This window comes from Aquabacterium sp. NJ1 (assembly GCF_000768065.1).
Classification (GTDB): domain Bacteria; phylum Pseudomonadota; class Gammaproteobacteria; order Burkholderiales; family Burkholderiaceae_C; genus Aquabacterium.
The window spans coordinates 990,179-1,016,783 of the sequence record NZ_JRKM01000001.1 but is presented as its reverse complement, the minus strand read 5'-3'; the positions used below and the strand labels follow the sequence as shown (position 1 = coordinate 1,016,783).

Sequence of the window (26,605 nt, the reverse complement as noted above, 5' to 3'; positions counted from 1 at the left end):
CACAGCTTACCCGCTTGTGGCCAGGCCAGGCCGTTCAGTGCCTGGGGTAGTTGGTGATGTGGCGGATCGACCGGTACAGGGGCGACAGCCTGTCGTACATGCGGTTGTAGACCTCGCGGTAAAGCTGGTCATAAAGGCGGACCTTGTCTGCCTCGGGCTCGAACACCCGGCCAGGCCGCGACATGGCCACCACGGCCTGGCTGTGCGTCTTGTAATAGCCCGCGCCAACGGCCGCGTTGATGGCTGCGCCCAGGCCAGAGGCCTCGAAGGTGTGGATGCGTTCCGTGCGCAAGCCAAAGACGTTGGCCGTGATCTGCATGATGCGGTCGCTTTGCGAGCCCCCGCCGGCCACGCGCAGGCTGTGCACAGGCACATGGTTGCGGTGTTCGAGTTGCTCCTTGCCATGCCGCAAGGCGTAGGCCAGGCCTTCGATGATGGCGCGGTACAGATGGGCCCGCGTGTGCACGTCGCCAAAGCCGATCACGGCGCCCTTGGCCTCGGGGCCAGGGAACTTCACACCTGGGTTCCAGAACGGTTGCAGCACCAGGCCCATGGCGCCGGCGGGGGAGTCGTCGAGCAGCGTGTCGAACAGCACTTCGGGCGCCACGCCACGTTCTTCCGCGAGCCGCACTTCATGCGCCGCGAACTCGCGCTTGAACCAGTTCACCATCCAGTAGCCTCGCTGCACGATGATTTCAGAGTTGTAGGCGTGGGGCATGGCGGCCGGGTAGGCCGGCAGAAAAGGCATGGGCGGCACATAGCGGGTGTTGCCCGTGTTGATGGTGGCCGTGGTGCCATAGCTGATGCAGGCCACATCGGGGCTGATGCCGCCGCAGGCCAGCACTTCACAGGCCTTGTCGGCGCCGGCCGCATACAGCGTCAAGCCTTGGGGGATGCCTGTTTCCCTGGCCGCTTCGGCGGAAATCGTGCCCAGGGGCTCGGAGGCCTGCACCAGTTCGGGCAACTGTTCGCGCTTCACGCGCAAGGCCCGCCATGTCAGGTCGGTGTCAGCGGCCCACTGCTGGTGCTTGTGGTCGAAGGGCACATAGCCCACCTGCGATGGCACCGCGTCGCGCAGCTGATTGGTCAGGCGGAGGGTGAGGTAGGCCGACAGTTGCACGAAGTGGCGCGTGCGTGCCCACACATCCGGGAAGTCGGCGGCCAGCCAGTTGCACTCGGCCTTGGACTGCAACTGGTACATCATGTGCTGCTGCCCGACCAGCCGGATGCCCGCCTTCAGCCACCAAGGCAGATCCGGGTAACGATCGGTGCGGCGCGAGTCCAGCCAGATCGTGGCGGGGCGCAGCGGCTTCATGTGCTCGTCCAGGCAGATCATCGAGGCACGCTGGCAAGTCAGGGCCACCGCGCAGACGCGGTCTCTCAGCGAGGGGTGATGGCGCCACAGGGCCTGGCAGGCCTGGCCCAGGTGCAGCCAGAAGTAGTCGCCGTTTTGTTCAGCCCAGTTCGGGTGCTTCGAGAAATACGGCGTGATGTGCTGCTGTGACTTGGCCACCAACTGGCCATCGAGGTCGAACAACATGGCGCGCACGCTCTGTGTGCCCTGGTCGATGGCCAGGATCAGGTCTTGCGCATGGGGCTTTGCGGCGCTCATCGGTAGCTCCGGGCGATCACGTCGCGGTAGCGCGCGCGTTCCCATTGCCAGCGGGCTTCATCCCAACCGAGATGCAACTGGCACATCGGCTTGAGCGTGAGCAGCAGCGATTCACCCGCGTCGGCGCACAGCAGGCCCAGTCGCAGGCGCCGCAGCAGCAGGTCGTCCAGGTGCACCACCATCTCGTGCGTGAGGATCCATTCCGCTTGCGCCTGAAGCTCCGCGCCGCAGGCCGGTCCGCGCAGCGGGTCGTTGAGCCCTTGAGGCGAAGGCACCGCATGCTTGAAGCAGCGCAGGTGTCGGCCCTGATGCGCCTCGCGATGCGCCTTCGCATCGATCAGCCCGGCTGCTTTGAGTGCATCCAGCGCGATCTGCCTGAAGGTGGTGAGCTTGCCGCCTGACACCGAAATCACGCCATTGGCCTGCCAGACGAGGTGATCCCGTCTTTCCTTGGATGGGTCGCGTCCCTTGCCTGAGGCAATGATGGGCCGCACACCGGCCATGGTGGCCAGCACGTCTTCGCGGCGCAGGTGCAGCTCGGGCATCTCGCTGTTGGCCACCTTGAGCAGATAGTCGATTTCGGCTGGCGTGCAGTGCGGTTCGTCCTCGATGGCATCGCGGTGGTCGATGTCGGTGGTGCCGATGCAGGTCTGGCCCTTCCAGGGGAACACGAACACCGGCCGGCGATCGTCGGGGTGCAGGATGGTCAGGCAGTCCCTGACGGGCAGGCGCGATGCGGCCACAAACAAGTGCGTGCCGCGCTGAGGGCGCACCACCGGCGGTGTGCCGGACAGCCGATCAGCCCACAGGCCTGTGGCGTTGAAGACCTGGCGGGCTTGCAGCGTGATGCTGGCACCCGTTTCCGTGTCTCGCACCGTCAGCGCATGCCCATTGCCCTGGGCCTTGATGGCCAGCACTTCGGTGTAGTTGCGTGCGGTGGCGCCTTCCAGCGAGGCCTCCTGCAAGACGCGCATCACCAGCCTGCTGTCATCCGTGAGTGCGTCCGTGTAGCACATCGCGCCGCGCAGGCCTTGCGCGTTCAAGCCAGGGTAGGCCTGCTGCAGCGCTGCGCGGCTCATCCAGCGGTGATCACGGATGCCGGCCAGTGCGTCGTACAACTTGAGGATGAAGGTCATGGGCCAGCGGCCCGGAAAGCGGCCCTGCCTGATCGGAAAGATGTAGGGCATGCGCACGACCAGATCCGGCAACTCGGCCAGCAGGCGTTCACGCTCCTGCAAGGCGTGCCGCGTGAGCTGGATGTCGCCTTGTGCGATGTAGCGCAGCCCGCCGTGCACCATCTTCGATGAGCGGCTGGATGTGCCCCAGGAGAAATCCTTTTGCTCCAGCAGCAGCACCTGATGCCCTCTGCGCGCAGCTTCCAGCAAGATGCCCGCCCCGGTGATGCCGCCGCCGATCACCACCGCATCCCAGATGCCGCGTGATGCCAGGCTGGGCAGTTCCCCACGTTGACCCAACATGAATGTGTCTCCTGCCTGGGTGTCAGTCGTGGAAGCGACCCAGGCAGCCCTTGTTGAGCTGCTCCTGGGGGTCGAAATAACGCAGCACCTGGCCGATGGCAGCCATGCCCAGTGGGCCTTTTTCGGCCGTGAGCCAGGGCGCGTGGTCGCGGCCTACGCCGTGCTGGTGGCTGATCGTGCCGCCGACACGCACGATGGCGTCCGATGCCGCGCGCTTCATGGCGCGCCAGCGTTGCAGCGTCTCGGGGTAGTTGTCCGAGTTGCGGAAGAAGTAGGTCGTGTAGATGCTCGAGCCCTGCGTGTACATGTGCGAGAGATGGCTGAACACATGGGCCTGCTCGCCTGGCCCCGCATGCGCATGTAAGGCTTCTTCGATCTGGCGCATGGCCTCGCTGACCTTGGACCAGTTCACGCAGGTTTCGAGCGTGTCGATCGAATAGCCGTGTTCCCAGAAGCCGTGGCGCAGATACGGTGAGCGAAAGCGCGAATGCGCCCACTTGCGGCCCATGAAGGTGCCGCCATAGAAGCCGCCCTCACGCTTGACAACGCGCTTGACCTCGCTCAGTGCATGCTGCGCTTGCCGCAGCGTGCCTGTCGTGCCAAAGGTGATCATGCATTTGCCGTCCGGGCACCCACGCAGGGCCGCATAGCGGTTCAGCCACCTGGCTTGCCAGGCTTCGGCACCCAGCAGCAGGTGCGTGCGTGTTTCTTCGGGGTTGGACAGCCGCAACATGGACACGGCCACCTTGGTCTGGACCAGCTCGCGCACGATGCGCAAGGCGGACTCCCAATCGGGCGCGAACGCCACATGGAAGGACTCGTGCTCGGGCAAACGCTGCACACGCACGTCCACCTCGGTGAGGATGCCCATGCGCCCCTCCGTGCCCATGAACATCTCCCGCAGATCGGGTCCGGCAGACGAGGCCGGGATGGTTGGGATGCTCAGCGTGCCCTTGAACGTTTCGATGCGCCCGCCGGCGAACAACTGCTCGATGCGCCCATACCGGATCGACTGCTGACCCGATGAGCGGCTCGCCACCCAGCCCCCCACGGTCGACAGCTCGAACGATTGCGGGAAATGGCCAAGCACATAGCCCTTCTCGGCCAGTTGCTGCTCCAGCAGCGGCCCTGGTGTGCCCGCACCAAAACGGGCGATCTGGCTGACCTCGTCCAGGGCCATCAAACGGTTCATCTGCGCCATGGAGATCGTCAGCACGGGTTGCGGCGAAGGCTGCGGCGTGATGTGCCCGGCGACGGACGTGCCGCCGCCATAAGGGATCACCTGCACACCCTGGTCTTCTGCCCAGGCCAGCAGTTCGCGGACCTGCTCGGTGCTCGTGGGTTCGGCCACGCCATCAGGGAACAGCCCGAACAGGCCAGATCGCATGGCGTACCAGTCCGGCAGGCTCTGGCCACGCGCATGGCGGATGCGTGTTTCCGGGTCCTTGGAGACCAGCGGGTGGTCGGGCAGGCGGCTGGCAGGCACGCTGAGGCACACGGAGGCCAAGGTGGCATCGGGCAGCACGCGCCCCTGGCCGATCAGGCCTTTGATGTAGTGCAGGCCCGCCGCCCTCAGTGGGTAGTGGTTCTTGTCGTCACCCCAGCCATTCCAGCGCCGCATATCCAACTTTCAACTTCAACTGAAAAAGACGCGCAGGCTGACGCCATCGGGGTATGGGCATACCCGATTCATTCAAGACTCGAAGGCAGGAGCGGAGCGCGGGCTCGGGTCACAACGCAAGCGCGTGTGCCGGCCATCACCATGCAGCCATTGTTTCGAAACCGGTCAAGGGGGGCTTGACCTTCGGTGTCAGCCCTTGACCAATTGCGTCAATCTGTGGGCCGCGAAAACCGCCTGCCACGCGGCCAGCTTGCGCTCGAAGGACCACGAGGCATTGGCCGGGCTGGTCGAGGGCAGCTTGTAGACCGGCAAGCCCAGTGCCTGCGTGATCTTCATGTGGCGCGCCGACTCACCCCCGTTGTGCGCAATCGCCTCCAGCGTGGGGATGCGGCGGATCAGCCCGGCCAGGTCATTGAGCTGCGCGTTCTGGATGGCGCTGTCCAGGCTGCCCTGGCGCTCGCAACCGGCGTACACGTCCCAGATGGCCAGGCCATGTGCCTGCACGATGGGCAGGCGCTCGGCATAGGGCAGGGCGGGCAGGGCCTGCTCGCCCTCCAGCCCCCACAGGGCCGAGAGGATGGGCCAGAAGTGGTTGCGCGGGTGGGCGTAGTACTGCTGGGCCTGCAGCGAGGCCACACTGGGGAAGCTCCCCAGCACCAGCAGGCGCGCGCCCGGTGCGGCAACCGGTGCCAGGCCCGACAGGCGCTGCGCTGTTGAAGCGGTGCTTGCCGTGGTCTCGGTGGGGGCGGTGGCGTTGGTGGCGTCGGATAAGGACGAACGTGGGCGGGCCATTAGCCCGACTGTGCCACACTGCTGGGCGTGAAACGCACCAAAGCTGTTCGGCTCCCCGCCCTCCCTGACGCCACCATTTCCGAAGAAGGTGGCCTTCGTTACCTCCACCTCGAGACGCCCTGGATCCAGGGCGCCATGCGCATCCGCCAGCCTCAGAAGCTGGAGCTGGACTACATCCAGCGCATGATGGCCTGGATGCTGCTGCGCGACCCCGCCGAGCTGCCCCACACGCGCAGCCTGCAGCTGGGCCTGGGGGCGGCCGCCATCACCAAGTACTGCCACAGCGTGCTGCGTCTGCCCACCACGGCCGTCGAGATCAACCCGCAGGTCATCGCGGCCTGCCGCAACTGGTTCCACCTGCCTGACGATGACGAGCGCCTGACCGTCATCCTCGGTGATGCAGCCAGGTACGTGAACGAGGACGCGCACATCGCCAGCGCCGATGCCCTGTGCGTCGACCTGTATGACCATGAGGCCGCCAGCCCCGTGCTGGATGACGAGGACTTCTACCGCGCCTGCTGGCGGGTGCTGGACGATGGCGGCATCATGACCGTCAACCTCTTCGGGCGCGATGCCAGCTTCGAGCGCAGCGCCTCGCGCATCAGCGCCGCCTTTGGCGAGGGCCGGGTGGCCATGCTCAAACCCACCACCGAGGGCAACACCATCGTCCTGGCCTGGAAGGGTTTCGACATGCCAGAGCGTGAAGTGCTGGCACAACGTGCCGAAACTTTACAGACCCGTTGGTCGCTTCCCGCGCGAAAATGGGTCAAGCTTCTCTCCACATTCACGCCTGCCGCGTCCAGCAAGACATGACCGCACACGCCTCGTCTTCGGGTGCCCAACACGGGGCCCACAAGCCGCACACCAAGCGCCCCGTGACCCACAAGGGCCCGCTTGAATGGCGCGTGCTGCTGGCCTGGCTGACCGAGGACAAGGTGCTCACCTTGAAAGACGCCGAATCGGTAGCGCAACGCTTTGGCGCCGGCGACAGCGCCCAGCACCCTCTGGTGCGCCTGGCGGGCCTGGGGCTCAAGCGCGCCGATACCGGCACGGCACTGGAGCTGGAGCCCTTGACCGAATGGCTGGCCGGCCACATCGGCATGCCTTATCTGCGCATCGACCCGCTCAAGGTGGACGTGGCCCGCGTGGCCGAGGTGATGTCGATCAACTATGCCGAGCGCCGCAAGGCCCTGCCGGTGCAGTTCGGTCTCAACGAGATCACCATTGCCACCTGCGAGCCGCTGGACGTGGGCTGGATCGACGAGATCCTGGCGCACACCAAGAAGACCATCAAGCTGGTGGTGGCCAGCCCGCTGGACCTGCAGCGCTACCGCACCGAGTTCTACACGCTGGCCAAGTCCGTCAAGGACGCCAACAAGAAGACCGGCGACAGCGTGGCCCACAACTTCGAGCAACTGGTGGAACTGGGCAAGACCAACCGCCAGCTGGATGCCAACGACCAGGGCATCATCCAGGTGGTGGACTGGCTGTGGCAATACGCCTTTGACCAGCGCTCATCGGACATCCACCTCGAACCCCGCCGCGAGATGGGCGCCATCCGCTTCCGCATCGACGGCGTGTTGCACACGGTCTACCAGGTGCCGCTGTCCGTCATGCAGGCCATGACCGCGCGCATCAAGCTGCTGGGCCGCATGGACGTGGTCGAGCGCCGCCGCCCGCTGGACGGCCGCATCAAGACGCGCAACCCGGGTGGCGACGAAGTCGAAATGCGCCTGTCCACCATGCCCACCGCTTTCGGCGAAAAGCTGGTGATGCGCATCTTCGACCCGGACAACACCGTCAAGTCCTTCGAGGCCCTGGGTTTTGCGCCGTCCGAGACGCAGATCTGGGAAGAGCTGGTGTCCCGCCCGCACGGCATCATCCTGGTCACCGGCCCAACGGGTTCAGGCAAGACCACGACGCTGTACTCGACGCTCAAGCGCGTGGCCACCGACGAGGTCAACGTCTGCACCATCGAGGACCCGATCGAAATGATCGAGCCCGCCTTCAACCAGACGCAGGTGCAGCCGGCCATCGACCTGGGCTTTGCCGAAGGCGTGCGCGCCCTGATGCGCCAGGACCCGGACATCATCATGGTGGGCGAAATCCGCGACCTGGAAACCGCCGAGATGGCCATCCAGTCTTCGTTGACCGGCCACCTCGTGTTCTCCACCTTGCACACCAACGATGCGGCTTCGGCCATCACGCGCCTGACCGATCTGGGTGTGCCGTCCTACCTGATCAGCGCCACGGTGATCGGTGTGCTGGCCCAGCGCCTGGTGCGCACGCTTTGCCCGGCGTGCAAGCAGCCCGATGAGCAACTCGACCCGGCCACGCTGGCCGAGGCCATCAAGCCCTGGCGCATGAACGGCAAGATCAACGCCTACAAGCCCGTGGGCTGCCTGGATTGCCGCATGACCGGTTTCAAGGGGCGGGTCGGCTTGTACGAACTGCTGCCCGTGTCGGAAGCCATCCGCGCAGGCATGCACCCGCAGGTGGACATGGCCCGCATCCGCAAGCAGGCGGCCAAGGACGGGCTGCGCCCGCTGCGCCTGGGGGGCGTCATGAAGGTGGCCGAGGGCGTCACCACGCTGGACGAGGTCTTGCGCAACACCCCGCAGTGGGAAGCCTAGTGCGGGGATCGGCGCGAAGGTCAGTGCGAAGAAAACTGGCTGTCCGGCCCTGGGTGCGTGCCGCCCGGGTGTGCGCCGGTGCCGGTGCCGGTCATGCCGCTGGAGCCCGAGAAGTAGTCGATCACCACCTCGCAGCGGATGCCTTTGGGTTCGACCTCCAGCCAGCGCACATTGCCGCCCAGTTGCTTGACGCGCTTGCGCACCCCACCCAGGCCCAGGCCGTGTGACCAGGTGGCCGGCGCGCGGCCCATGCCGTTGTCCTCCACGGACAAGGTCAGCCGGTCGTTTTCCAGCCGCAGCTTGACCTGCACCCGCTTGGCCTTGGCGTGGCTGATGGCATTGCTGACCAGCTCGCGCATGATGCGCGTCAGCGCCGACCACTGCACCATGGTCAGCGTCAGGTCGGTGTCCTGGAACATGTGCCAGTCCAGCTCGCAGCGTGCCGCGGCCAGGCGCTGGCTCAGGTCGCGCTTCCACTCGCCGGCGGCTTCGCTCAGCAGGTGAGACTGCGCGGCCAGGCCACGCGTCAGCGTCTTGAGATCCTGGATCGTGTGGCGGATGTATTCCTCGATCTCCGCATTGGGCGCCTGGTACATCAGCGTCAGCAGGCGCGCGCCGATGTCGTCGTGCAGGTCCTGCGCGATGCGCAGGCGCTCCTCGCTGCGGCCTTGTTCGACTGCCTGGTCGAAGCTCAGGGCGCGGTAGAGCTGCTCCATCACCCGCTCGGCCAGTCGCGCATCTTCGGACGTGAACAGGCGCTGGCCCTTGTGCGAATGCTTGAGCACCAGCACGTGCCGCGCCGCCGCAGGGCGTATGCCCCAGCCGGGGATGGGCACGAGCAGCACCGAACCATTGCCGCGCAAGGCCGTGTGGCCCACCTCCCCGGGCACCAGGGTGACCTCCAGCGGGTCAAACAGCTCGCGCATCAGGCGCATCAGGGAGGCGTCCAGCGTGTCCGGCTGGCGCTCCACTTCACGGGCGATGCGGTAGAGGCGCTGGAACAGGCGCTCCATGGTCAGTGAGTCCCGACCGGGCAGGCGCGTCATCACCCAGCGGCGGATGATGAGGTACAAGCCGAACGAAAAGAACAGCGACAAGGTCATTGACGTGAACTGACCCAGCGAGAACACGGCCACGAACAGCAAGTCCAGCGAGGCGGCGATCGTGCTGGAAGCCGCCAGCAGCGAGAACTCCTGCAAGATGGGCCGCGAGCGCGACAGGTAAGGCGACAGCAACACCGCCATGGCCGCAAACACCTGCCAGGTCAGCACCCCGAAGTTGGTGATGTTGAGCTGCATGTCGGCGCGTGTCACGCCACGCCAGATGGCCAGGCTCAGCAGCAGCCAGGTCAGCACGGCCACCACCACCAGGCGCCGCATCATCAGGGTGAAGGGGTGGGGCTCGATGTGGAACGAGGCGGTCATCAGGCTGATGGCAGCGATCGACAGGCCAACGCAGCCCGATTGCACGACCCACCAGTTGAGGGTGGAGTCCAGCTGGCTCAAGCCCAGCCACAGGCCCAGCGCAGACAGCCAGGCCAGCGCGGCATACCAGCCCCAGCCCGTCATCCTGTGGGGGTGGAGCACCGCGATCTGGACCAGGGCTGCCGCCCCGACCAGGTCGAACACCAGCCGCAACTGCATGTCCAGCTGAACAAACCAGACAGGGGCAAACAAGTCCAGGTTGTTCTCGATGGCAATGAACATCAACTGCCCGCTCTGGCTGAGTGCCAGGGCTGCGAAAGCGACATTGCGCCACTGCGGGCCCGCCAGCAGTACCACGGCCCCGACACCGAACACGGCAATCGACAACAGGCCCAGCAGCCAGAATAGCGGGCTCAGCCCAGCCCAGGTCACCGGGGTGATCGTGACGGACTCGTCTGGCGTGTGCCGCAAGTCCAGCGCCACCTTCATGTTCTGCCCCGCTGCGGCCTGGAGCAGCGCGCCCATGCGCTCATGCAGCTGAAGGTGGCGCTGGCGCAAGTCCGGGTCGATGATCCAGCGTGCCGAGCGCTGCAGCGACAGCAACTCGATGGGGGTGCTCAGGGTCTGCACACCGGATTCCACCGGGCGATCGAGCCGCACACCATCCAGAACGCGGCCCTCCAGGTGCATCAGGGAGGGCGTGTCCACGTTCTGGATCTTGACCAGCCCTTCGGGCGTGGCCTTCAGTGCAAAGGGCAGGTGAGGTTGCGTCGACAGCCAGTGCGCCAGCAGGAAAAACAGCCCACAGGCCAGGAGCACGGTGGCCACCAGTGCACGCAGGCGCCAGCCGATCCAGCGGGGCAATTCATGCGCACCCTGCAGGACTTCGTCCAGGCTGGGCCAGCCTGTGCGGCGATCGCCCTGCGAGCTTTGGGGTCCGGGTGAGGCCATGACGGTCTTGCAGCGTGGCCGGGCGGCTCAGGCCCGTTGAGGGCGCGTCAGACCAGCCCTTGCTTGCTGGCCAGGACAGCGGCTTCAGCGCGGCTGGAGACGTTGAGCTTCTTGTAGATGGACTTGATGTGGTCGTTCACCGTAAACCACTTGATGCCCATCAGCGAGGCGATTTCCTTGATCGTGAAACCCTTGCTCAGGTAGGTCAGGACCTCGCTTTCGCGTGGCGTCAGCCTTTCATGGTCGAGCACGGCGGGTGCCACGGCCGCAACCGGCGCCACCGCTTGCGGCGCCTGGGTTTGCCCATGGCCATTGCCCATGCCGTCCCCGGAGCGGAAATGCGTCAGCAGGCGGCGCGCAATCGCGGGTGACAGCGGTGGTTGCCCACGCACGATCTTCTGCAGCTCTTCCACCAGCACTTCGAAGCGGTCTTCCTTGAGCAGGTAGCCGTCGGCGCCGCATTGCAGGGCGGGAAACAGGTGGTCGTCGTCCGAATACAAGGTGGTGACGATGCGGGTGGCTGGGTAGCTGGCCAGCTCGGTCAGCAACTCCAGGCCACTGCCGTCGGGCAACTCCAGGTCCACCAGGATCAACTGATAGGGGTCGTCAGAAGGGGCTGCACGGCCGCCCGCGCTGTGGCCCAGCAACTGGCGTGCAGCGTCCAGATCACCGGCTTCGGTGATGCTGCTGACGTCGCTGAAGCTTTCCCGCACGACGCGGCACAAAAAGCCCCGGGCGACCGGGTTGTCTTCAAGAATCAATACCTTGACAGCCATGGCACTCCTCCTGAAGCCGCCTTGTTGGCCTGCCAGGGTTGCGGTTGCGCCCGCCCCGGCGAGGGCCTGGCGGGGTCATCCTTTCGGACGGACACCAGAAGATTATCAGGTCCGCAACGCTGTGCGTCACGCCCGGGCCCCCCGCTTAAACGGTTTGACGATCAAAGGCGTTGCGCTTCTACAATCCGGGTATGCGAATTTTGATTGCCAACGACGATGGCTACCTGGCGCCCGGCATTGCCGCGCTGGTGGAAGCCTGCAAGGGGCTGGGCCAGATCGATGTCTTCGCGCCAGAGCGTAACGCCAGCGGGACATCCAACGCGCTGAGCCTGCATCAACCGCTGAGCCTGCACACAGCCGCCAACGGCTTTCGCTACGTCAGTGGCACCCCGTCGGACTGCGTGCACCTGGCCTTGACCTCCGGTTTGATCCCCAAGCCGGATCTCGTACTGTCGGGTATCAACAACGGCGCCAACATGGGCGACGACACCTTGTACTCGGGCACGGTGGCCGCGGCGACCGAAGGTTACCTGTTCGGCGTGCCTTCCATCGCGTTTTCCTTGACCGACAAGGGGTGGCAGCACCTTGATGTGGCCGCACGCGTGGCGCGCCAGGTGGTCGAGCACGTGCTGGCCCAGGAGCCCGCCTCGCGGCCTTGGCTGCTCAACGTCAACATCCCCGCCTCGGCGCAGGCTGATCAGGCCCCCTGGGCGATCACCCGCCTGGGCCGCCGCCATGCCAGTTTCCCCGCCGTGCCTCAGGCCAACCCGCGCGGCGACCTGTTTTACTGGATCGGCCCGGCCGGCGAAGCCAAGGAAGATGGCGAGGGCACCGATTTCCACGCCGTGCGCGCCGGCCAGGTCTCCATCACGCCCTTGCAGGTGGACATGACCGACCACAAGCGCATGCCGGCATGGCAAGGCTGGGTGGCGACACGATGAGTGCCAGCCAGCCTGATCGCAAGCCACGTCGCTTCCCGCTGCAGCTGGATCAGGTCGCCACCGTCAAATCGGCGGGCCCCAGGCCGGCGCCCGCGCCGCAGGCCGGCTCGCGGGAGCTGTTGCGCCCCCAGGCCCACCTGCAGCAGGCCGAGCAGGACCGCCGTCGCCACAGCACCCCGCAAGGCGTCGGGCTGGACTCCATCCACGTGCGCCGCCGCATGGTCGAGCGTCTGATGCTCGACGGCATCAGCCATCCCCATGTGCTGGACGCGTTTGCGCGTGTGCCGCGGCATCTTTTTGTCGACACCGCGCTGGTCAACCAGGCTTATGAAGACACCAGCCTGCCGATCGGGCTGGGCCAGACCATTTCCAAGCCCTCGGTCGTGGCCGCCATGATGCAGCTGCTGTGTGTGCGCCCCGGTGTGCCTGCGCCGGCTGCCGGCACCCCGCACAGGCCGCTGGGCGTGTGCCTGGAGATCGGCAGCGGCTGCGGTTACCAGGCGGCATTGCTGGGGCACCTGTCACGGCGCGTGGTGTCCATCGAACGCCTGCGCGACCTGCATCTGAAGGCCCGCGCCAACCTCGATACGCTGCGCCAGCACCTGCCCGAATGGCCGGACGTGCGTTTGGTGTATGGTGACGGCATGATTGGCCATGCACCCCTGGCGCCATACGACACCATCATTGCCGCAGCAGGTGGGGCAGCCTTGCCGCAGGCCTGGATTGATCAACTCGCACCGGGCGGCCGTCTGGTGGCCCCGCTTGAAGAAGCCCGTGGCGGCACGCAGGTGCTGACCATCCTGGACCGCCTGCCGGATGGCAGCTTGCAACATAGTCGCGCCGGTGCGGTCCTGTTCGTCCCTCTAAAATCAGGCACCACATGACGTTGTTGGGCCGGTGCACCTGTGTACCCAGTCCCGATCGAGTGTCCTCATGCACATGACTTCCACTATCAGGTTGGCCGCTTCGGCCGCGTTGTTGCTCATCCTGGCCGGTTGCGCCTCTCCCGGTCACCGTGCCCCGGTCGAAGACCGTTCGCGTGCGGGCACCTCGGGCTCGTCCACGAACACTGCCGCACAGCGCGTGCTGCCTGGTGCAGAGAACGCTGGCAAGCCCGGCTACTACACGGTCAAGCCGGGTGACACCCTGATCCGCATCTCGCTGGATGCCGGTCAGAACTGGCGTGATCTGGCGGCCTGGAACAACCTCGAGAACCCCAACATCATCGAGGTTGGTCAGGTTTTGCGCGTGGTTCCGCCGAGCGTGGACGCCAGCGCGACAGGCTCGTCTGCCATTGCCTCGGCCAAGCCCATCAGCAGCCCCAAGATTGAAAGCCGCTCGCTGGACAGCAAGGGTGGCCCTGCCAAGGCCGCATCGGGTGCGACTGCGGGTGCAGCCAGCGCAGCCGCCAGTGGCGCGGCCAGCGCAGCGTCCTCGGGTGCCGCGGCCAGCGCGGCCGATTCGAAGGATGCAGGCAAGGAAGCCGCCAAGGACAGCAGCAAGGACACGGACGAGCCTGTGTGGGGCTGGCCCGCCAATGGTCCGACCATCGGCACCTTTGAAGAGGGCAAACGCAAGGGGCTGGCGATTGGCGGCAAGGCGGGTGACCCCGTGATGGCCGCAGCCGATGGCCGTGTCGTGTATGCCGGCTCCGGCCTGCGCGGTTACGGCAACCTCATCATCATCAAGCACAACGGCGAGTACCTGACGGCTTACGCCCACAACCAGACCCTGCTGGTCAAGGAAGACCAGGCCGTGCGCAAGGGCCAGAAGATCGCTGAAATGGGCTCGACCGACACCGATCGCGTCCAGCTGCATTTCGAAATCCGCAAGCAGGGCAAGCCGATCGACCCGGCCAAACAGTTGCCCAGCCGCTGAGGCCTCGCTTCTGGTCTGCGCGACTGAACCGCACGGGTGAGGGGCCCCGCCTCGTCGGGAAGCCCGCCAGTCCTGAGACAATCGGGGGATGAGTGAATCATCCCCCGTTTCTGTTTCTGCCGCCCCCGCTGAAGCCGTGGCGACACCCATCGACACCCCTGTGCCGCCCCACCTGGAGTGGTTGAAGGTCGAATCCCTGGATCTGGAAGCCCAGGGCGTGGCCCACCGCGCCAACGGCAAGGTCGTGTTTGTCGAAGATGCCTTGCCCGGTGAAGAGGTGCGCGTCACCGTGTCGCGCAAGAAGAACAACTGGGAGCAGGGCACCATGACCGACTTGCGTTGCGAAAGCTCGCAGCGCGTCAAGCCCAAGTGCGCCTATTTCGGCCTGTGCGGTGGCTGCAAGATGCAGCATTTCCACCCCAGTGCCCAGGTGGCCGTCAAGCAGCGTGTGCTGGAGGACAACCTCTGGCATCTCGGCAAGGTCAAGCCCGAGATGCTGCTGCGCCCCATCGAGGGGCCGACATGGGGCTACCGCTACCGCGCTCGCCTGTCCGTGCGCTACGTGGCCAAGAAGAACACCGTGCTGGTAGGTTTTCACGAGCGCAAGTCACGCTACGTGGCCGACATGCAGACCTGCGAGATCCTGCCTCCGCACATGAGCCGCCTGCTGATGCCGCTGCGCGCGCTGATCATGGGCATGGAGCAGCGCGAAAGCCTGCCGCAGATCGAAGTGGCCATCGGCACCAAAGTGACTGTGCTGGTGCTGCGCCACCTGAACCCGCTCAGCGCCGCCGACGCCCAGCGCCTCAAGGACTTCGCCACCGAGCACAGCGCCCACGATGGCGGCCAACACACCATCTCGTGGTGGTTGCAGCCCAAGGGGCCGGACACCGTGCACCCGCTGGACGAATCTCTGCCATCGCTGGACTACACCTTGCCCGAGTTCGGCATCACCATGCCGTTCAAGCCCACCGACTTCACCCAGGTCAACCACGCCATCAACCAGGTGCTGGTGGGCCGGGCGCTGCGCCTGCTGGCCGTACAGCCCACCGAGCGCGTGATCGACTGGTTCTGCGGCCTGGGCAACTTCACCTTGCCGCTGGCCACGCAGGCGCGCGAGGTGCTGGGCATCGAGGGCAGCGAAGCCCTGGTGGCGCGCTCACGCGAGAACGCGAAGTTCAACCAGGTGGACGCCAATACCAGCTTCGTGGCGCGCAACCTGTTCGAGATCACCCCGCAGGAGCTGGCCAGCTATGGCCACGCCGACAAGTGGCTGGTGGACCCACCGCGTGAAGGTGCTTTCGCCCTGGCCAAGGCCATGGCCGATCTGCATCAGGACCCGACCCTGGTGCCAGATTGGGTACCGCCCAAGCGCATCGTTTATGTGAGCTGCAACCCGGCCACGCTTGCGCGCGATGCCGGCCTGCTGGTGCACCAGGCGGGTTACCGCTGCGTGTCAGGCGGGGCGGTGAACATGTTTCCCCATACCGCTCACGTCGAAAGCATGGCGGTTTTCGAGCGCGACTGAGGACATCGTTGTGGGCTTGCCCGAGGGTTGCGCAACGGGCGTCACCTCGGGCTGGCCAGGCTCCAGCCGCACCACGCGGTTGCGGCCACCTGCCTTGGCCATGTAGAGGCCCCGGTCAGCGCGGTCAATGGTGCGCGTCAGCATTTCTTCCGCGTCGTAATGCGTCAGGCCCGCCGAGAAGGTTACATGCAGGCTGGGCACCACCTGGCTCACCATCGTGGCCGACAGCATCATCTGAATGCGCGACAGCACCAGCTCGGCAGTGGGGCAGTCCGTGTCGGTGAACATGATCAGGAATTCCTCTCCGCCCCAACGCGCCACCACATCGGTTTCGCGCAGGCCACCGGTGATCACGCCCGCGACGGACGCCAGCACCTCGTCGCCCACGCCGTGCCCATGGGTGTCATTGACCGATTTGAAACGGTCCACGTCGATCAGGGCAATGCAGAAACGGCGTTCACTGCGGATGCAGCGGTGCTTCTCGTTGTTGAGCAGCTCCAGCATGTGCCGACGGTTGAACAGGCCGGTGAGCTCGTCGCGCGTGGCCAGATCCTGAATGCGGGCCAGGGCTTCGGACAGCTCCTGCTTGCGTCGCGTGGACTTGTCTCGCATGCGGTTGAACTGGGACACCAGTACGCACACGCTCACCAGCATGAACAACAGCACGCTGAAATACACCAGCTGCAGCTTGGCCATGTAAGGCACCTGGGGCGTGTTCACGGCCACGTGGATCATGGCCATGCCGAAGGCTGCAGCAGCCACCACGCAAGCCACGATCAGCGTGCGTGTGGTGGACGTGAAGATGCTGAACATCAGGAACACGAACAACAGCAACAAGGCAATCGGGCTACCCGGGCCACCCAGGGTGTAACCCCAGGCCAGGAAGATCACGGCACAGATGATCTGCGGGGCAGCCATGGAGGGGTCGGCCAGGCGTTTGTTGAGCCCCATGCGCATCGCCGCGTAAAAGCCCACTGCGCAAAAGATCGCGGCAGCGGTCAGCCAGTTGCTGCCCTCGGCCTCAATGACCCTTTCCGATACGCCGTAATTCAGCGCGGCCACCCCGGCGACGCTGTTGGCCGCCCCCACCAGGTAGCGCAGCAGCAGCACGATCTGCTTGGGGTCTTTGGACAGCACGATATCGGACAGCCTGTCCAGCCAGTGCCAGGAGGTGAGCCGACGTGAGCGGCGTTGCGTCAGCCCGGCCAGCCCGCCGACCATCAGGATCAACATGAGGGCCAGCACGATCAGAAACTGGGTCGTGCTGATGCCTGATGAAGTTGTTGCGATGTTGGTGGCCGGGTTCAAGATGAGGATGTACAGCTGCTTACTTCTTCATTCTGTCGATTTGCAAGCGCTTTGTGTCGGGGTCGGATCAAGTTGCCTCGCTGTTTATGCCAAGTAATGCGCGTATTTCCATCTTCTGAAAGACATAAAGAAAAAGGGCCCCGGATGGGGCCCTCGTGCATGAGGCTGAAAGGAGCTCAGAGCACTTCGGAGGCGAAGTCTGCCAGGCGCGAGCGCTCGCCGCGTGCCAGTGTGACGTGCCCGCTGTGTGGCCAGCCCTTGAACTTGTCCACCGCATAGGTCAGGCCTGAACTGCCTTCGGTCAGATAAGGCGTGTCGATCTGCGCCAGGTTGCCCAGGCAGATGATCTTGGTGCCCGGGCCGGCACGCGTGATCAGCGTCTTCATCTGCTTGGGGGTGAGGTTCTGCGCCTCGTCGATGATCAGGAACTTGTTGAGGAAGGTGCGGCCCCGCATGAAGTTCATGCTCTTGATCTTGATCTTGCTGCGCACCAACTCGTTGGTGGCGGCACGGCCCCATTCACCGGCGCTGTTGTCGCCGCGGGCCAGCACTTCCAGGTTGTCATCGAGCGCGCCCATCCAGGGCGACATCTTTTCTTCTTCCGTGCCGGGCAGGAAGCCGATGTCTTCACCCACCGGCACCGTCACGCGGGTGACGATGATCTCGGTGTAGCGGCGTTCGTCCAGCACCTGGCTCAAGGCGGCCGCCAGCGTCATCAGCGTCTTGCCGGTACCGGCCGAGCCCGTCAGCGTCACGAAGTCGCATTCCGGGTCCATCAGCAGGTTCAGCGCGAAGTTCTGTTCGCGGTTGCGCGCCGCCACACCCCACACCGAGTGCTTCTGGTTGGCGTAGTCCTTGAGCGTACGGAGCACGGCCGTCTTGCCGGTGATCTCGGTGACCTTGCCATACCAGGGCGTGACGCCGGGGCCTTCCAGGTAGACGAACTGGTTGACCAGGAGGACCGGCACCATCGGGCCGCTGACGCGGTAGTAGGTGATGCCGCCTTGCTGCCAGCTCTCCATGCCCTTGGCATGCTTGTCCCAGAAGTCGGCGGGCAGGGGCAGCACGCCGGTGTACAGCAGGTCGCCGTCTTCCAGCGTCTTGTCGTTGAAGTAGTCTTCAGCGATCAGGCCCAGGGCACGGGCCTTGATGCGCATGTTGATGTCCTTGGACACCAGCACGACATCGCGACCAGGGTGCTGGCTGCGCAGGGCCTGCACGACGCCCAGGATCTGGTTGTCGGCCTTGCCTTGCGGCAGGCCGGCGGGCAGTTGCACTTCCATGCCCATGGTCTGGAAGTACAGCTTGCCCTTGGCCTCGACGTGGCCGGTCTTGGTCAGGTCGATGCCGGAGGCAGGGTCTACCTGCTGGCGGCTGCTCAAGTCGGCAGCCAGCGCGTCCAGGTCACGGCTGACCTGGCGGGCGTTGCGCGCCACCTCGGTCATGCCCTTCTTGTGCCCGTCCAGCTCTTCCAGCGTGATCATGGGCAGGTAGACGTCGTGCTCCTCGAAGCGGAAGAGGGACATCGGGTCGTGCAAGAGCACATTGGTGTCCAGCACGAAGAGCTTGGCGGGGCCACCCACATCGCGGCGGCGGCGCGTGGGGCTGGAGCCAGGTGCGGGCGTGTTGCGGACCTTGGCGCTGTCGCCGTTGGTCGATTTGGTGGACACGGGGGCGCCGCCAGATTTGTCGGCCACGATGGGTGCTGCTGCTCGCCCCGTTTTGGTGCTCGCAGGTTTGGGGGGGGTGACCTGCTCAACCACGGCGGGGGCGGGTCTCACCAGTTCCAGCACGGGTGGCTGAACGCTGGTGGGGGCTGCTTTGGCCGATGAAGCGCGGGTGCTGCTCTTGGCTTGCTTGACAGGTTTGGGCTGGGACGTGAAGTCTTCAGCGGTCAGCATGTCAGCGCGTTTGGTGGGCGGCTTGGGCAGAGGCATGATGAAGTCCGTCAGGAGTGAAGGCACAAACAAAAAGGCCGCACAAGACAATGTGCGGCCTCAGGCTGGTCGATCTCACAGGCATCAGGTCGATGCTCGGTGGATCGGTGGTCAGACAGTGGACTGAGTTCAGAACAGCTCAGATGCATGTAAACGATTATGCACACTCCGTGCCCGCGATGTGGTGCTGTTGCAGCACATCAACAGGCCGAATGCATCACGCTTTCCCTGAGCGATTTTCATGATGAGGGCAAGTCCCCATCGGGGCGACCCGGTGCAGGTCGCGGCGGGCGCAGATGCGCCAGCGCAAAAGAAAAGCGCCTCGTTGCGAGGCGCTTGTTCCGGTGCGCGAGAAACGATCAGGCCGCTTCTTGCTTCAGGTCCTTCACGGCCTTGAGCACGTCATCGACGTGACCGGCGACCTTGATGCCGCGCCATTCTTCGCGCAGCACGCCATCGGGCCCGATCAGGAAGGTCGAGCGCTCGATGCCCTTGACCTTCTTGCCGTACATGATCTTGTTCTTGACCACGCCGAACATGTGGCAGAGCTTTTCTTCCGTATCGGCAATGAGTTCGAAGGGCAACTCGAGGTTTTCCTTGAACTTGTCGTGCGAGGCGAGGTTGTCTCGCGATACGCCGAACACGACTGCACCTGCCTTGACGAATTCCTTGTGTTTGTCACGGAATTGCATGGCTTCGGTGGTGCATCCAGGTGTATGGTCCTTCGGGTAGAAGTACAGCACCACAGTCTGTCCCACGAAGGCGTGAGGCGTGAATTTCACACCTCCGGTGGCGACAGCTTCAAATTCCGGCAAAGGTTTGTTGAGGGCGGGTGTCATGTTGTAGTGATCAGCAGCCTGCTTGATTAGCCTGCAATTATAAAGTGCTTCTGGGCCCACCCCCGAAACTCGGGGCACATCCCCCACAAGGAGGGCGTTTTTCGCATCACGAATGGACGAGCAGGGCGGCCATGACCTGGCGACCCTCCGCCACCAGGATGTTGTAGGTGCGGGCCGCGGCGGCCGTGTCCATGGTCTCGATGCCGATGCGCGCGGCCATCAAGGGGCGCAGCAGCGCTGGCGGCGGGAAACGCAACTGGCGGCCGCTGCCAAAGATGATCAGTTCGGGCCGGGCTTCGGCCATGCGCTCGAAATGGGCTTGCGTGAGGTCTGACAGCGCGTTCACGTCCCAGGGGATCACCGGCCCGGTCGGCGGTACCAGGATGCTGCCAGTGTACGCCTCACCGTTGACGGACACGGAGCCCGCCGTGTAGGCATTGATGATGTTCACGCCCTCGGCGCGGTCGGGTTGCAGTTTCATAAGAGTCGGATCAGTGTGGTTAAATTCTAGCTTTCCCTCATTTCGCCCTCGTTTTGGTCTGTCCGGACAGCCGGCAGGGGTTTGAGGCACACCGTCCGCCCTCGTATCGCCTGCATCGCTCTGTTTTGGAGACTGTTTTGAAGCCCATCGCCAAGTCCAGCAAACTCGCCAACGTCTGTTATGACATCCGTGGGCCCGTGCTGGAAAAGGCGCGGCAGATGGAGGAAGAGGGCCACAAGATCATCAAGCTCAACATCGGCAACCTGGCCGTGTTCGGGCTGGAGCCGCCCGACGAGATCGTGCAGGACATGATCCGCAACCTGCCGGGGGCGGCGGGCTACACGGACAGCAAGGGCCTGTTCGCGCCGCGCAAGTCCGTGGTGCACTACTGCCAGGAAAAGGGCATCCAGGGCGTGACGGTGGATGACGTCTACCTGGGCAATGGCGCCTCCGAGCTGATCGTGATGGCGCTCAATGCCTTGCTCAACGAGGACGACGAAGTCCTGCTGCCCGCGCCTGACTACCCCCTCTACACGGCGGCCGTGTCGCTGTCGGGCGGGCGCCCCGTGCACTACATCTGCGACGAGCAGGCCGACTGGAACCCCGACATCGCCGACATCCGCGCCAAGATCACGCCGCGCACCAAGGCCATCGTGGTCATCAATCCGAACAACCCGACCGGGGCGCTGTATCCGGAGAGCCTGCTCAAGGAGATCATCCAGGTCGCCCGTGAGCACCAGTTGATCGTGATGGCCGACGAGATCTACGACAAGACCTTGTACGACGGCGCCACGCACACCGCCATGGCATCGCTGGCCGAAGATGTGTTGTTCCTGACCTTCAACGGCCTGAGCAAGAACTACCGATCCTGCGGCTACCGCGCGGGCTGGATGGTGGTGTCCGGTGAAAAGCGTCATGCCAAGGACTACATCGAAGGCCTGAACATGCTGGCTTCGATGCGCCTGTGTGCCAACACGCCGGGCCAGTTGGCCATCCAGACGGCCCTGGGCGGTTACCAGAGCATCAAGGACCTCGTCGCGCCCACGGGCCGCCTGTGCAAGCAGCGCGACCTGGCCTACGAGATGCTCAACAAGATCCCTGGCGTGAGCGTGGTCAAGCCCAAGGGCGCGCTGTACATGTTCCCCAAGCTCGACCCCAAGATGTACCCCATCGCCGACGACCAGCAGTTCGCCTATGAGTTGCTGGCCGAAGAAAAGGTGCTGATCGTGCAGGGTACGGGTTTCAACTGGACGCACCCGGATCACTTCCGCCTGGTGTTCCTGCCCAACAGCGATGACCTGGCCGAGGCCATCAACCGCATCGCCCGCTTCCTGGACGGCTATCGCAAGCGCCACGCTGCCACAGCCTGATTTTCGTTTTCCATGCGGTGCACGCCGATCGCTGGCACCGCGGACGTTTTCTTCAAGTGAGATTCGAATGAGCCAACAACAACTGCGACCCGTGAAGGTCGGCCTGCTGGGGATCGGTACCGTCGGTGGCGGCACGTTCACCGTGCTGAAGCGCAACCAGGAAGAGATCCGTCGCCGCGCCGGCCGCGGCATCGAGATCGCCATGGTGGCCGATCTGAACACCGAACTGGCCAAGAAGGTCGTGGGTGATTCGGCACAGATCGTGTCCGATGCCCGCACCGTGATCGCCAACCCCGAGATCGACGTGGTGGTGGAGTTGATCGGTGGCTATGGCATTGCCAAGGCCCTGGTGCTGGAAGCCATTGCGGCCGGCAAGCACGTGGTCACGGCCAACAAGGCTCTGCTGGCCGTGCATGGCACTGAAATCTTCGCTGCCGCACGCGAAAAGGGCGTGATGGTGGCCTTCGAGGCCGCCGTGGCCGGTGGCATCCCCATCATCAAGGCGCTGCGTGAAGGCCTCACCGCCAACCAGATCCAGTGGGTGGCCGGCATCATCAATGGCACCACGAACTTCATCCTGTCCGAGATGCGTGACAAGGGCCTGGACTTCGACGTGGTGCTGAAAGAAGCGCAGCGCCTGGGTTACGCCGAAGCCGACCCCACCTTCGACATCGAAGGCGTGGACGCCGCGCACAAGGCCACGATCATGAGCGCCATCGCCTTTGGTGTGCCCGTTCAGTTCGACAAGGCCCATGTGGAGGGCATCACCAAGCTGTCGGCCACGGACATCAAGTACGCCGAGCAACTGGGCTACCGCATCAAGCTGCTGGGCATTGCGCGCCGCCAAGCCAATGGCATTGAGCTGCGCACCCACCCCACGCTGGTGCCGATGCGCCGCCTGATCGCCAACGTCGAGGGCGCGATGAACGCCGTGATGGTGCAAGGTGATGCCGTGGGCACGACCATGTACTACGGCAAGGGCGCCGGCGCCGAGCCGACCGCATCGGCCGTGGTGGCCGACCTGGTGGACATCGCTCGCCTGATTGACGCAGCCCCCGCCGCGCGCGTGCCGTATCTGGCCTTCCAGCCCGATTCGATGTCGACGCTGCCCATCCTGCCGATCGACGAGGTTGTCACGTCCTTCTACATCCGCCTGCGCGTGGCCGACCAGACCGGCGTGCTGGCCAAGATCACGGGCATCCTGGCCGAGCAGGGCATCTCGATTGACGCCGTCATCCAGCGTGAGGCCGATGAGGTCAGCGGCGAAGGCGGCAACCAGACCGACCTGATCATCCTGACGCACGACACCAAGGAAGGCCGCATGAACACGGCCCTGGCCGCCATGCAGGCCCTGCCTACGGTGCTCGCCCCCATCGTCAAGCTGCGCAAAGAAGAGCTGGCCTGATCATGAAGTACATCTCTACCCGTGGTGACAAGACCGAGCGCGGTTTCGCCGAGATCCTGCTCGAAGGCCTGGCCCCCGATGGCGGCCTGTACCTGCCCACGTCTTACCCCAAGATCGACGACGCGACGCTGACGAAGTGGCGCGGCTTGAGCTATGCCGAGCTGGCTGGCGAGATCCTGTCGCTCTACATCGACGACATCCCCCAGGCCGACATCAAGGCCCTGGCCGCCAAGACCTACACCAAGGCGGTGTACGGCTTTGACGAGATCACGCCCCTGAAGCCGCTGGAGCCTGGTCTGGCGCTGCAAGCCTTGTCCAACGGCCCCACGCTGGCCTTCAAGGACATGGCCATGCAACTGCTGGGCAACCTGTTCGAGTACGAACTGGCGCGCCGCGGCGAGTCGCTCAACATCCTGGGCGCCACTTCGGGCGACACGGGTAGTGCGGCCGAGTACGCCATGCGCGGCAAGAAGGGCGTGCGCGTGTTCATGCTGTCGCCCAATGGCCGCATGAGCCCCTTCCAGCAGGCTCAGATGTTCAGCCTGCAGGACCCCAACATCCACAACCTGGCCGTGGAAGGCGTGTTCGACGACGCGCAGGACATCGTCAAGGCCGTGTCCAACGACCTGGCCTTCAAGCGCCAGTACAAGATCGGCACGGTCAACTCGATCAACTGGGCGCGCCTGCTGGCCCAGGTGGTGTACTACTTCGCCGGTTACTTCTACGCCACCAAGTCGAACGCCGAGAAAGTCAGCTTCACCGTGCCTTCGGGCAACTTCGGCAATGTGTGCGCTGGCCACGTGGCCCGCATGATGGGCCTGCCCATCGACACGCTGGTGGTGGCCACCAACGAGAACAACGTGCTGGACGAGTTCTTCCGCACGGGCAGCTACCGCGTGCGGGGCAGCGCCGAGACGTACGAAACCTCGTCGCCCTCGATGGACATCTCCAAGGCCTCGAACTTCGAGCGCTTCGTGTTCGATCTGCTGGGGCGCGATGGCGCCAAGGTCAAGTCCTTGTTCAAGGACGCGATCGAGCAGCGTGGCGAGTTCCACCTCACGGCCGAAGAATTCGCCAAGGTCAAGGACTATGGCTTTGTGTCGGGCACCAGCAAGCACAGCGACCGCCTGGCCACCATCAAGGACACCTTCGAGCGTTTTGGCGTGATGATCGACACCCACACGGCCGACGGCCTGAAGGTGGCGCGCGAGCACGCCAAACCCGGCGTGACCATGCTGGTGCTGGAAACCGCCTTGCCGGCCAAGTTCGCTGAGACCATCGTCGAAGCCACGGGCCGTCAACCCGAGCGCCCCAGCTGGATCAAGGGCTTGGAAGGCCTGGAGACCCTGCCCAAGCGCTTTGTGGTGGTGCCCAACAGCACGCAGCAGGTCAAGGACTACATCGTCCAGCACTGCAACGACTGACCCATCGCCCCATCGACATCCACAACGTAAAGGCGAGCCATGGCCACGGCCTTCAAGCCCCTGATGCCTCTGGATGAGGCCTGGTCCAACTTGCGCGCTGCGGTCGAGCAGCACGTGGCAGGCGCGCAGGGTCAGCGCCAGACCGAATCGGTCAGCAGCTTCGAGGCCCTGGGCCGGGTGCTGGCGCAAGCGATGGTCTCGTCAGTGGACGTGCCGCCGCTGGACAACAGTGCGATGGACGGATACGCCGTGCGTGCGGCTGACCTGGCTCAAGCGGGGCAAGCTGGTGCGGCGGCTGATGCGGTGAGCTTGCCGCAAGCCCAGCGCATTGCGGCAGGGCAGGTGGGCGCGGCCTTGCAGGCTGGGCAATGCGCCCGCATTTTCACCGGTGCACCCGTGCCTGAAGGCGCGGATGCCGTCGTGATGCAGGAGCACACCACGGCCGATGCCGCCGCAGGCGCCGTGCGTTTCAACGAACCTGTGCTCGCAGGGCAGAACATCCGCCGCCGCGGCGAGGACATCGCCCAGGGCCAGACGGTGCTGCAAGCCGGTTTGCGCCTGACGGCCGCCGGCCTGGGTGTGGCGGCCTCGGTAGGGGCGGCCGACCTGAGCGTTTTCCAGCGCCCGCGCGTGGGCATCCTGACCACGGGCAATGAACTGGTGATGCCGGGGCAGCCCTTGCCGGCTGGCGCCATCTATAACAGCAACCGCCATACCCTGCGTGGCCTGGCCCAGGCCTGCGGCGCAGACGCGCAGGATCTGGGCATCGTCCCCGACAAGCTGGAAGCCACCCGTGAGGCACTTCGCCAGGCCGCGGAAACCAGTGACCTGGTCATCAGCAGTGGCGGTGTGTCCGTTGGTGAAGAAGACCACTTGCGCAACGCCGTGCTGGCCGAAGGCGGGCTGGATTTCTGGGCCCTGGCCATCAAGCCGGGCAAGCCCTTCGTGTTTGGTTGGCTGCAGCGTGCAGATGGCAGCCGGGCGCTGTACATGGGCCTGCCGGGCAACCCCGTGGCCAGCTATGTGACCTTCCTGCTGCTGGCGCGCCCCGTGTTGGCCGTGCTGGCCGGCGAGCCCTGGGCCTTGCCGCAGGCGCTGAGCCTGGTGGCCGAATTCAGCTGGCCCAAGGCCGACAAGCGCCGCGAGTTCGCGCGCGCCCGTCTGAATGCCGAAGGCCGTGTCACCCTGTACCCGAACCAGGGTTCGGGCGTGCTGACCTCCGCCGTGTGGGCAGACGGCTTGATTGATCTGCTTCCTGGTCAGACGGTACAGCCTGGCGATACAGTGGCCTACCTGCCGCTGCCCGAGTTGCTGCAACCGGCTAGCGGTGCCCGTCAGCTCACGGCTGGCTGATCAGCCCTCTCATCATGAAGATTCAAGTGCGTTACTTCGCCTCCGTGCGCGAGAAGCTCGGCGCGGGTGAAACCGTGTCGCTGGATGGCGCGGATGCGCCCCGTACCGTGGGCCAATTGCAGGGCTGGTTGACCCGTCAATCCGCCACTCATGCCGCCGCGCTGGATGAGACCCGTGGCCTTCGCATGGCCCTGAACCAGACGCTGTGCGATGCCGACGAGGCGTTGAGCGAGGGCGATGAAGTGGCCTTTTTCCCGCCGGTCACCGGGGGCTGACATGAGCAGCTTGCCCATCGCGCCCGCTGTCGCTGATCGCTCGTTCGAGGTCGCACTGGCCTGCGTGCGGGTCGGGCCGGAAGACTTTGACCTGTCCACCGAGGTGGCCCGCTTGCGTGCCGGCGATGTGGGCGTGGGTGCGGTGGTCAGCTTCGTGGGCACCGTTCGGGAGTGGCGTGAACACGCCGGCGAGGTCGAGCCGGTGCAGGCATCCGTCATGGAGCTGGAGCACTACCCCGGCATGACCGAGCGCAGCATCGCCCAGCTCATCCAGGAGGCCTGGCGCCGTTTCGACGTGCGCGGCGTGCGGGTCATCCACCGCGTGGGGCCACTGCGGGTGAGCGACCAGATCGTGCTGGTGGCCGTCACCTCGGCCCACCGCGGACAGGCGTTCCAATGCGCCGAGTTTCTGATGGACTGGCTCAAGACCCAGGCGCCGTTCTGGAAGAAGGAGTCCTCAGGCGGTGAAAGCCGCTGGGTGGACGCCCGCAGCGCCGACGATGAAGCCGCCGCGCGTTGGGGCGGCCTGAGCGCGCTCAACGTCCAGATCCAGCCCGGCGACTGAGGTGCGCCCCGGCG

At 65.1% G+C, this 26,605-nt stretch carries 22 protein-coding genes; 12 read left to right on the top strand and 10 right to left on the bottom strand.

Annotated features, from left to right (window positions below):
• Positions 1 to 34 precede the first annotated feature (34 nt).
• The 4 genes from JY96_RS04345 to JY96_RS04330 all read right to left on the bottom strand — a co-directional run bounded on the left by JY96_RS04345 (position 35) and on the right by JY96_RS04330 (position 5,503).
• Positions 35 to 1,612 (bottom strand): FGGY-family carbohydrate kinase, encoded by a 1,578-nt coding sequence (locus JY96_RS04345; RefSeq protein WP_035035251.1) that lies wholly within the window; start codon positions 1,610 to 1,612, stop codon positions 35 to 37.
• Complete coding sequence (locus tag JY96_RS04340) at positions 1,609 to 3,090, bottom strand: glycerol-3-phosphate dehydrogenase/oxidase (protein WP_052162130.1); 1,482 nt, start codon at positions 3,088 to 3,090, stop codon at positions 1,609 to 1,611. Before JY96_RS04340 ends, JY96_RS04345 begins: the two co-directional genes overlap by 4 nt.
• Positions 3,091 to 3,112: 22 nt before the next feature.
• Positions 3,113 to 4,711 (bottom strand): FAD-binding oxidoreductase, encoded by a 1,599-nt coding sequence (locus JY96_RS04335; RefSeq protein ID WP_035035249.1) that lies wholly within the window; start codon positions 4,709 to 4,711, stop codon positions 3,113 to 3,115.
• Between the two features lie 189 nt (positions 4,712 to 4,900).
• Positions 4,901 to 5,503 (bottom strand): DNA-deoxyinosine glycosylase, encoded by a 603-nt coding sequence (locus JY96_RS04330; RefSeq protein ID WP_081961032.1) that lies wholly within the window; start codon positions 5,501 to 5,503, stop codon positions 4,901 to 4,903.
• 27 nt (positions 5,504 to 5,530) lie between these two features.
• Here JY96_RS04330 and JY96_RS04325 point away from each other — a divergent pair, with 27 nt between their 5' ends.
• Positions 5,531 to 6,316 (top strand): spermidine synthase, encoded by a 786-nt coding sequence (locus tag JY96_RS04325; protein ID WP_035035246.1) that lies wholly within the window; start codon positions 5,531 to 5,533, stop codon positions 6,314 to 6,316.
• Positions 6,313 to 8,136, top strand: coding sequence for a GspE/PulE family protein (locus tag JY96_RS04320; RefSeq protein ID WP_081961030.1), 1,824 nt, complete (start codon positions 6,313 to 6,315; stop codon positions 8,134 to 8,136). The genes JY96_RS04325 and JY96_RS04320 overlap by 4 nt, the downstream gene beginning before the upstream one ends.
• 20 nt (positions 8,137 to 8,156) lie before the next feature.
• Here the strand turns inward: JY96_RS04320 and JY96_RS04315 are convergent, their stop codons facing one another.
• The gene (locus JY96_RS04315) at positions 8,157 to 10,511 is read right to left on the bottom strand and encodes an ATP-binding protein (RefSeq protein ID WP_052162129.1); all 2,355 of its coding nucleotides are present in this window, start codon (positions 10,509 to 10,511) and stop codon (positions 8,157 to 8,159) included.
• A gap of 47 nt (positions 10,512 to 10,558) precedes the next feature.
• Entirely contained in the window at positions 10,559 to 11,287 is a 729-nt protein-coding gene (locus JY96_RS04310) for a response regulator transcription factor (protein ID WP_035035244.1), read from the bottom strand.
• 191 nt (positions 11,288 to 11,478) lie between these two features.
• Here JY96_RS04310 and surE point away from each other — a divergent pair, with 191 nt between their 5' ends.
• The 4 genes from surE to rlmD all read left to right on the top strand — a co-directional run bounded on the left by surE (position 11,479) and on the right by rlmD (position 15,634).
• Positions 11,479 to 12,228: a 5'/3'-nucleotidase SurE gene (gene surE / locus JY96_RS04305; protein ID WP_035035241.1), complete on the top strand. Its 750-nt coding sequence runs from the start codon at positions 11,479 to 11,481 to the stop codon at positions 12,226 to 12,228.
• Positions 12,201 to 13,112, top strand: coding sequence for a protein-L-isoaspartate O-methyltransferase (pcm, locus tag JY96_RS04300; protein WP_235333848.1), 912 nt, complete (start codon positions 12,201 to 12,203; stop codon positions 13,110 to 13,112). Before surE ends, pcm begins: the two co-directional genes overlap by 28 nt.
• A 55-nt stretch (positions 13,113 to 13,167) precedes the next feature.
• Positions 13,168 to 14,106 (top strand): peptidoglycan DD-metalloendopeptidase family protein, encoded by a 939-nt coding sequence (locus JY96_RS04295; RefSeq protein ID WP_035035238.1) that lies wholly within the window; start codon positions 13,168 to 13,170, stop codon positions 14,104 to 14,106.
• 88 nt (positions 14,107 to 14,194) lie between these two features.
• The gene (gene rlmD, locus JY96_RS04290; RefSeq protein ID WP_081961029.1) at positions 14,195 to 15,634 is read left to right on the top strand and encodes a 23S rRNA (uracil(1939)-C(5))-methyltransferase RlmD; all 1,440 of its coding nucleotides are present in this window, start codon (positions 14,195 to 14,197) and stop codon (positions 15,632 to 15,634) included.
• Here rlmD and JY96_RS04285 read toward each other — a convergent pair.
• From JY96_RS04285 to JY96_RS04270, 4 genes are all read right to left on the bottom strand, one after another.
• Positions 15,563 to 16,942 carry a diguanylate cyclase gene (locus JY96_RS04285; RefSeq protein ID WP_035035235.1) on the bottom strand — a complete coding sequence of 460 codons (1,380 nt, stop codon included), beginning with the start codon at positions 16,940 to 16,942 and terminating at the stop codon, positions 15,563 to 15,565. The genes rlmD and JY96_RS04285 overlap by 72 nt on opposite strands.
• A 176-nt stretch (positions 16,943 to 17,118) precedes the next feature.
• On the bottom strand, positions 17,119 to 18,879 hold the full coding sequence (locus tag JY96_RS04280) for a PhoH family protein (protein ID WP_035041189.1): 1,761 nt from the start codon (positions 18,877 to 18,879) through the stop codon (positions 17,119 to 17,121).
• A 359-nt stretch (positions 18,880 to 19,238) separates the two neighbouring features.
• Positions 19,239 to 19,718, bottom strand: a complete 480-nt coding sequence (locus tag JY96_RS04275; protein ID WP_035035232.1) for a peroxiredoxin — start codon at positions 19,716 to 19,718, stop codon at positions 19,239 to 19,241.
• Positions 19,719 to 19,824: 106 nt separating this feature from the next.
• Positions 19,825 to 20,199: an Mth938-like domain-containing protein gene (locus tag JY96_RS04270; protein WP_035035228.1), complete on the bottom strand. Its 375-nt coding sequence runs from the start codon at positions 20,197 to 20,199 to the stop codon at positions 19,825 to 19,827.
• A gap of 137 nt (positions 20,200 to 20,336) precedes the next feature.
• Between JY96_RS04270 and JY96_RS04265 the strand changes: the two genes are divergently transcribed.
• The 6 genes from JY96_RS04265 (at position 20,337) to JY96_RS04240 (ending at position 26,591) form a co-directional block, all read left to right on the top strand.
• On the top strand, positions 20,337 to 21,569 hold the full coding sequence (locus JY96_RS04265; RefSeq protein WP_035035226.1) for a pyridoxal phosphate-dependent aminotransferase: 1,233 nt from the start codon (positions 20,337 to 20,339) through the stop codon (positions 21,567 to 21,569).
• An 82-nt stretch (positions 21,570 to 21,651) separates the two neighbouring features.
• Entirely contained in the window at positions 21,652 to 22,974 is a 1,323-nt protein-coding gene (locus JY96_RS04260) for a homoserine dehydrogenase (RefSeq protein WP_035041187.1), read from the top strand.
• A 2-nt stretch (positions 22,975 to 22,976) separates the two neighbouring features.
• Complete coding sequence (gene thrC, locus JY96_RS04255) at positions 22,977 to 24,398, top strand: threonine synthase (protein ID WP_035035222.1); 1,422 nt, start codon at positions 22,977 to 22,979, stop codon at positions 24,396 to 24,398.
• Between the two features lie 39 nt (positions 24,399 to 24,437).
• A complete protein-coding gene (gene glp, locus JY96_RS04250) occupies positions 24,438 to 25,751 on the top strand; it encodes a gephyrin-like molybdotransferase Glp (protein WP_235333847.1) in 1,314 nt (437 codons plus the stop codon).
• A 14-nt stretch (positions 25,752 to 25,765) separates the two neighbouring features.
• A complete protein-coding gene (moaD, locus tag JY96_RS04245; protein ID WP_035035220.1) occupies positions 25,766 to 26,026 on the top strand; it encodes a molybdopterin converting factor subunit 1 in 261 nt (86 codons plus the stop codon).
• Between the two features lies 1 nt (position 26,027).
• Positions 26,028 to 26,591 carry a molybdenum cofactor biosynthesis protein MoaE gene (locus JY96_RS04240; RefSeq protein WP_052162128.1) on the top strand — a complete coding sequence of 188 codons (564 nt, stop codon included), beginning with the start codon at positions 26,028 to 26,030 and terminating at the stop codon, positions 26,589 to 26,591.
• The last annotated feature ends 14 nt before the right edge of the window (positions 26,592 to 26,605 follow it).

Excerpts from the sequence above, each read along its gene's own strand:
- surE (WP_035035241.1), top strand. The coding sequence starts at position 11,479 with ATGCGAATTTTGATTGCCAACGACGATGGCTACCTGGCGCCCGGCATT.
- JY96_RS04240 (WP_052162128.1), top strand. The coding sequence starts at position 26,028 with ATGAGCAGCTTGCCCATCGCGCCCGCTGTCGCTGATCGCTCGTTCGAG.
- JY96_RS04310 (WP_035035244.1), bottom strand. The coding sequence starts at position 11,287 with ATGGCTGTCAAGGTATTGATTCTTGAAGACAACCCGGTCGCCCGGGGC.
- thrC (WP_035035222.1), top strand. The coding sequence starts at position 22,977 with ATGAAGTACATCTCTACCCGTGGTGACAAGACCGAGCGCGGTTTCGCC.
- moaD (WP_035035220.1), top strand. The coding sequence starts at position 25,766 with ATGAAGATTCAAGTGCGTTACTTCGCCTCCGTGCGCGAGAAGCTCGGC.
- JY96_RS04315 (WP_052162129.1), bottom strand. The coding sequence starts at position 10,511 with ATGGCCTCACCCGGACCCCAAAGCTCGCAGGGCGATCGCCGCACAGGC.
- pcm (WP_235333848.1), top strand. The coding sequence starts at position 12,201 with ATGGCAAGGCTGGGTGGCGACACGATGAGTGCCAGCCAGCCTGATCGC.
- JY96_RS04320 (WP_081961030.1), top strand. The coding sequence starts at position 6,313 with ATGACCGCACACGCCTCGTCTTCGGGTGCCCAACACGGGGCCCACAAG.
- rlmD (WP_081961029.1), top strand. The coding sequence starts at position 14,195 with ATGAGTGAATCATCCCCCGTTTCTGTTTCTGCCGCCCCCGCTGAAGCC.
- JY96_RS04270 (WP_035035228.1), bottom strand. The coding sequence starts at position 20,199 with ATGAAACTGCAACCCGACCGCGCCGAGGGCGTGAACATCATCAATGCC.
- JY96_RS04280 (WP_035041189.1), bottom strand. The coding sequence starts at position 18,879 with ATGCCTCTGCCCAAGCCGCCCACCAAACGCGCTGACATGCTGACCGCT.
- glp (WP_235333847.1), top strand. The coding sequence starts at position 24,438 with ATGGCCACGGCCTTCAAGCCCCTGATGCCTCTGGATGAGGCCTGGTCC.
- JY96_RS04340 (WP_052162130.1), bottom strand. The coding sequence starts at position 3,090 with ATGTTGGGTCAACGTGGGGAACTGCCCAGCCTGGCATCACGCGGCATC.
- JY96_RS04345 (WP_035035251.1), bottom strand. The coding sequence starts at position 1,612 with ATGAGCGCCGCAAAGCCCCATGCGCAAGACCTGATCCTGGCCATCGAC.
- JY96_RS04335 (WP_035035249.1), bottom strand. The coding sequence starts at position 4,711 with ATGCGGCGCTGGAATGGCTGGGGTGACGACAAGAACCACTACCCACTG.
- JY96_RS04275 (WP_035035232.1), bottom strand. The coding sequence starts at position 19,718 with ATGACACCCGCCCTCAACAAACCTTTGCCGGAATTTGAAGCTGTCGCC.
- JY96_RS04295 (WP_035035238.1), top strand. The coding sequence starts at position 13,168 with ATGACTTCCACTATCAGGTTGGCCGCTTCGGCCGCGTTGTTGCTCATC.
- JY96_RS04330 (WP_081961032.1), bottom strand. The coding sequence starts at position 5,503 with ATGGCCCGCCCACGTTCGTCCTTATCCGACGCCACCAACGCCACCGCC.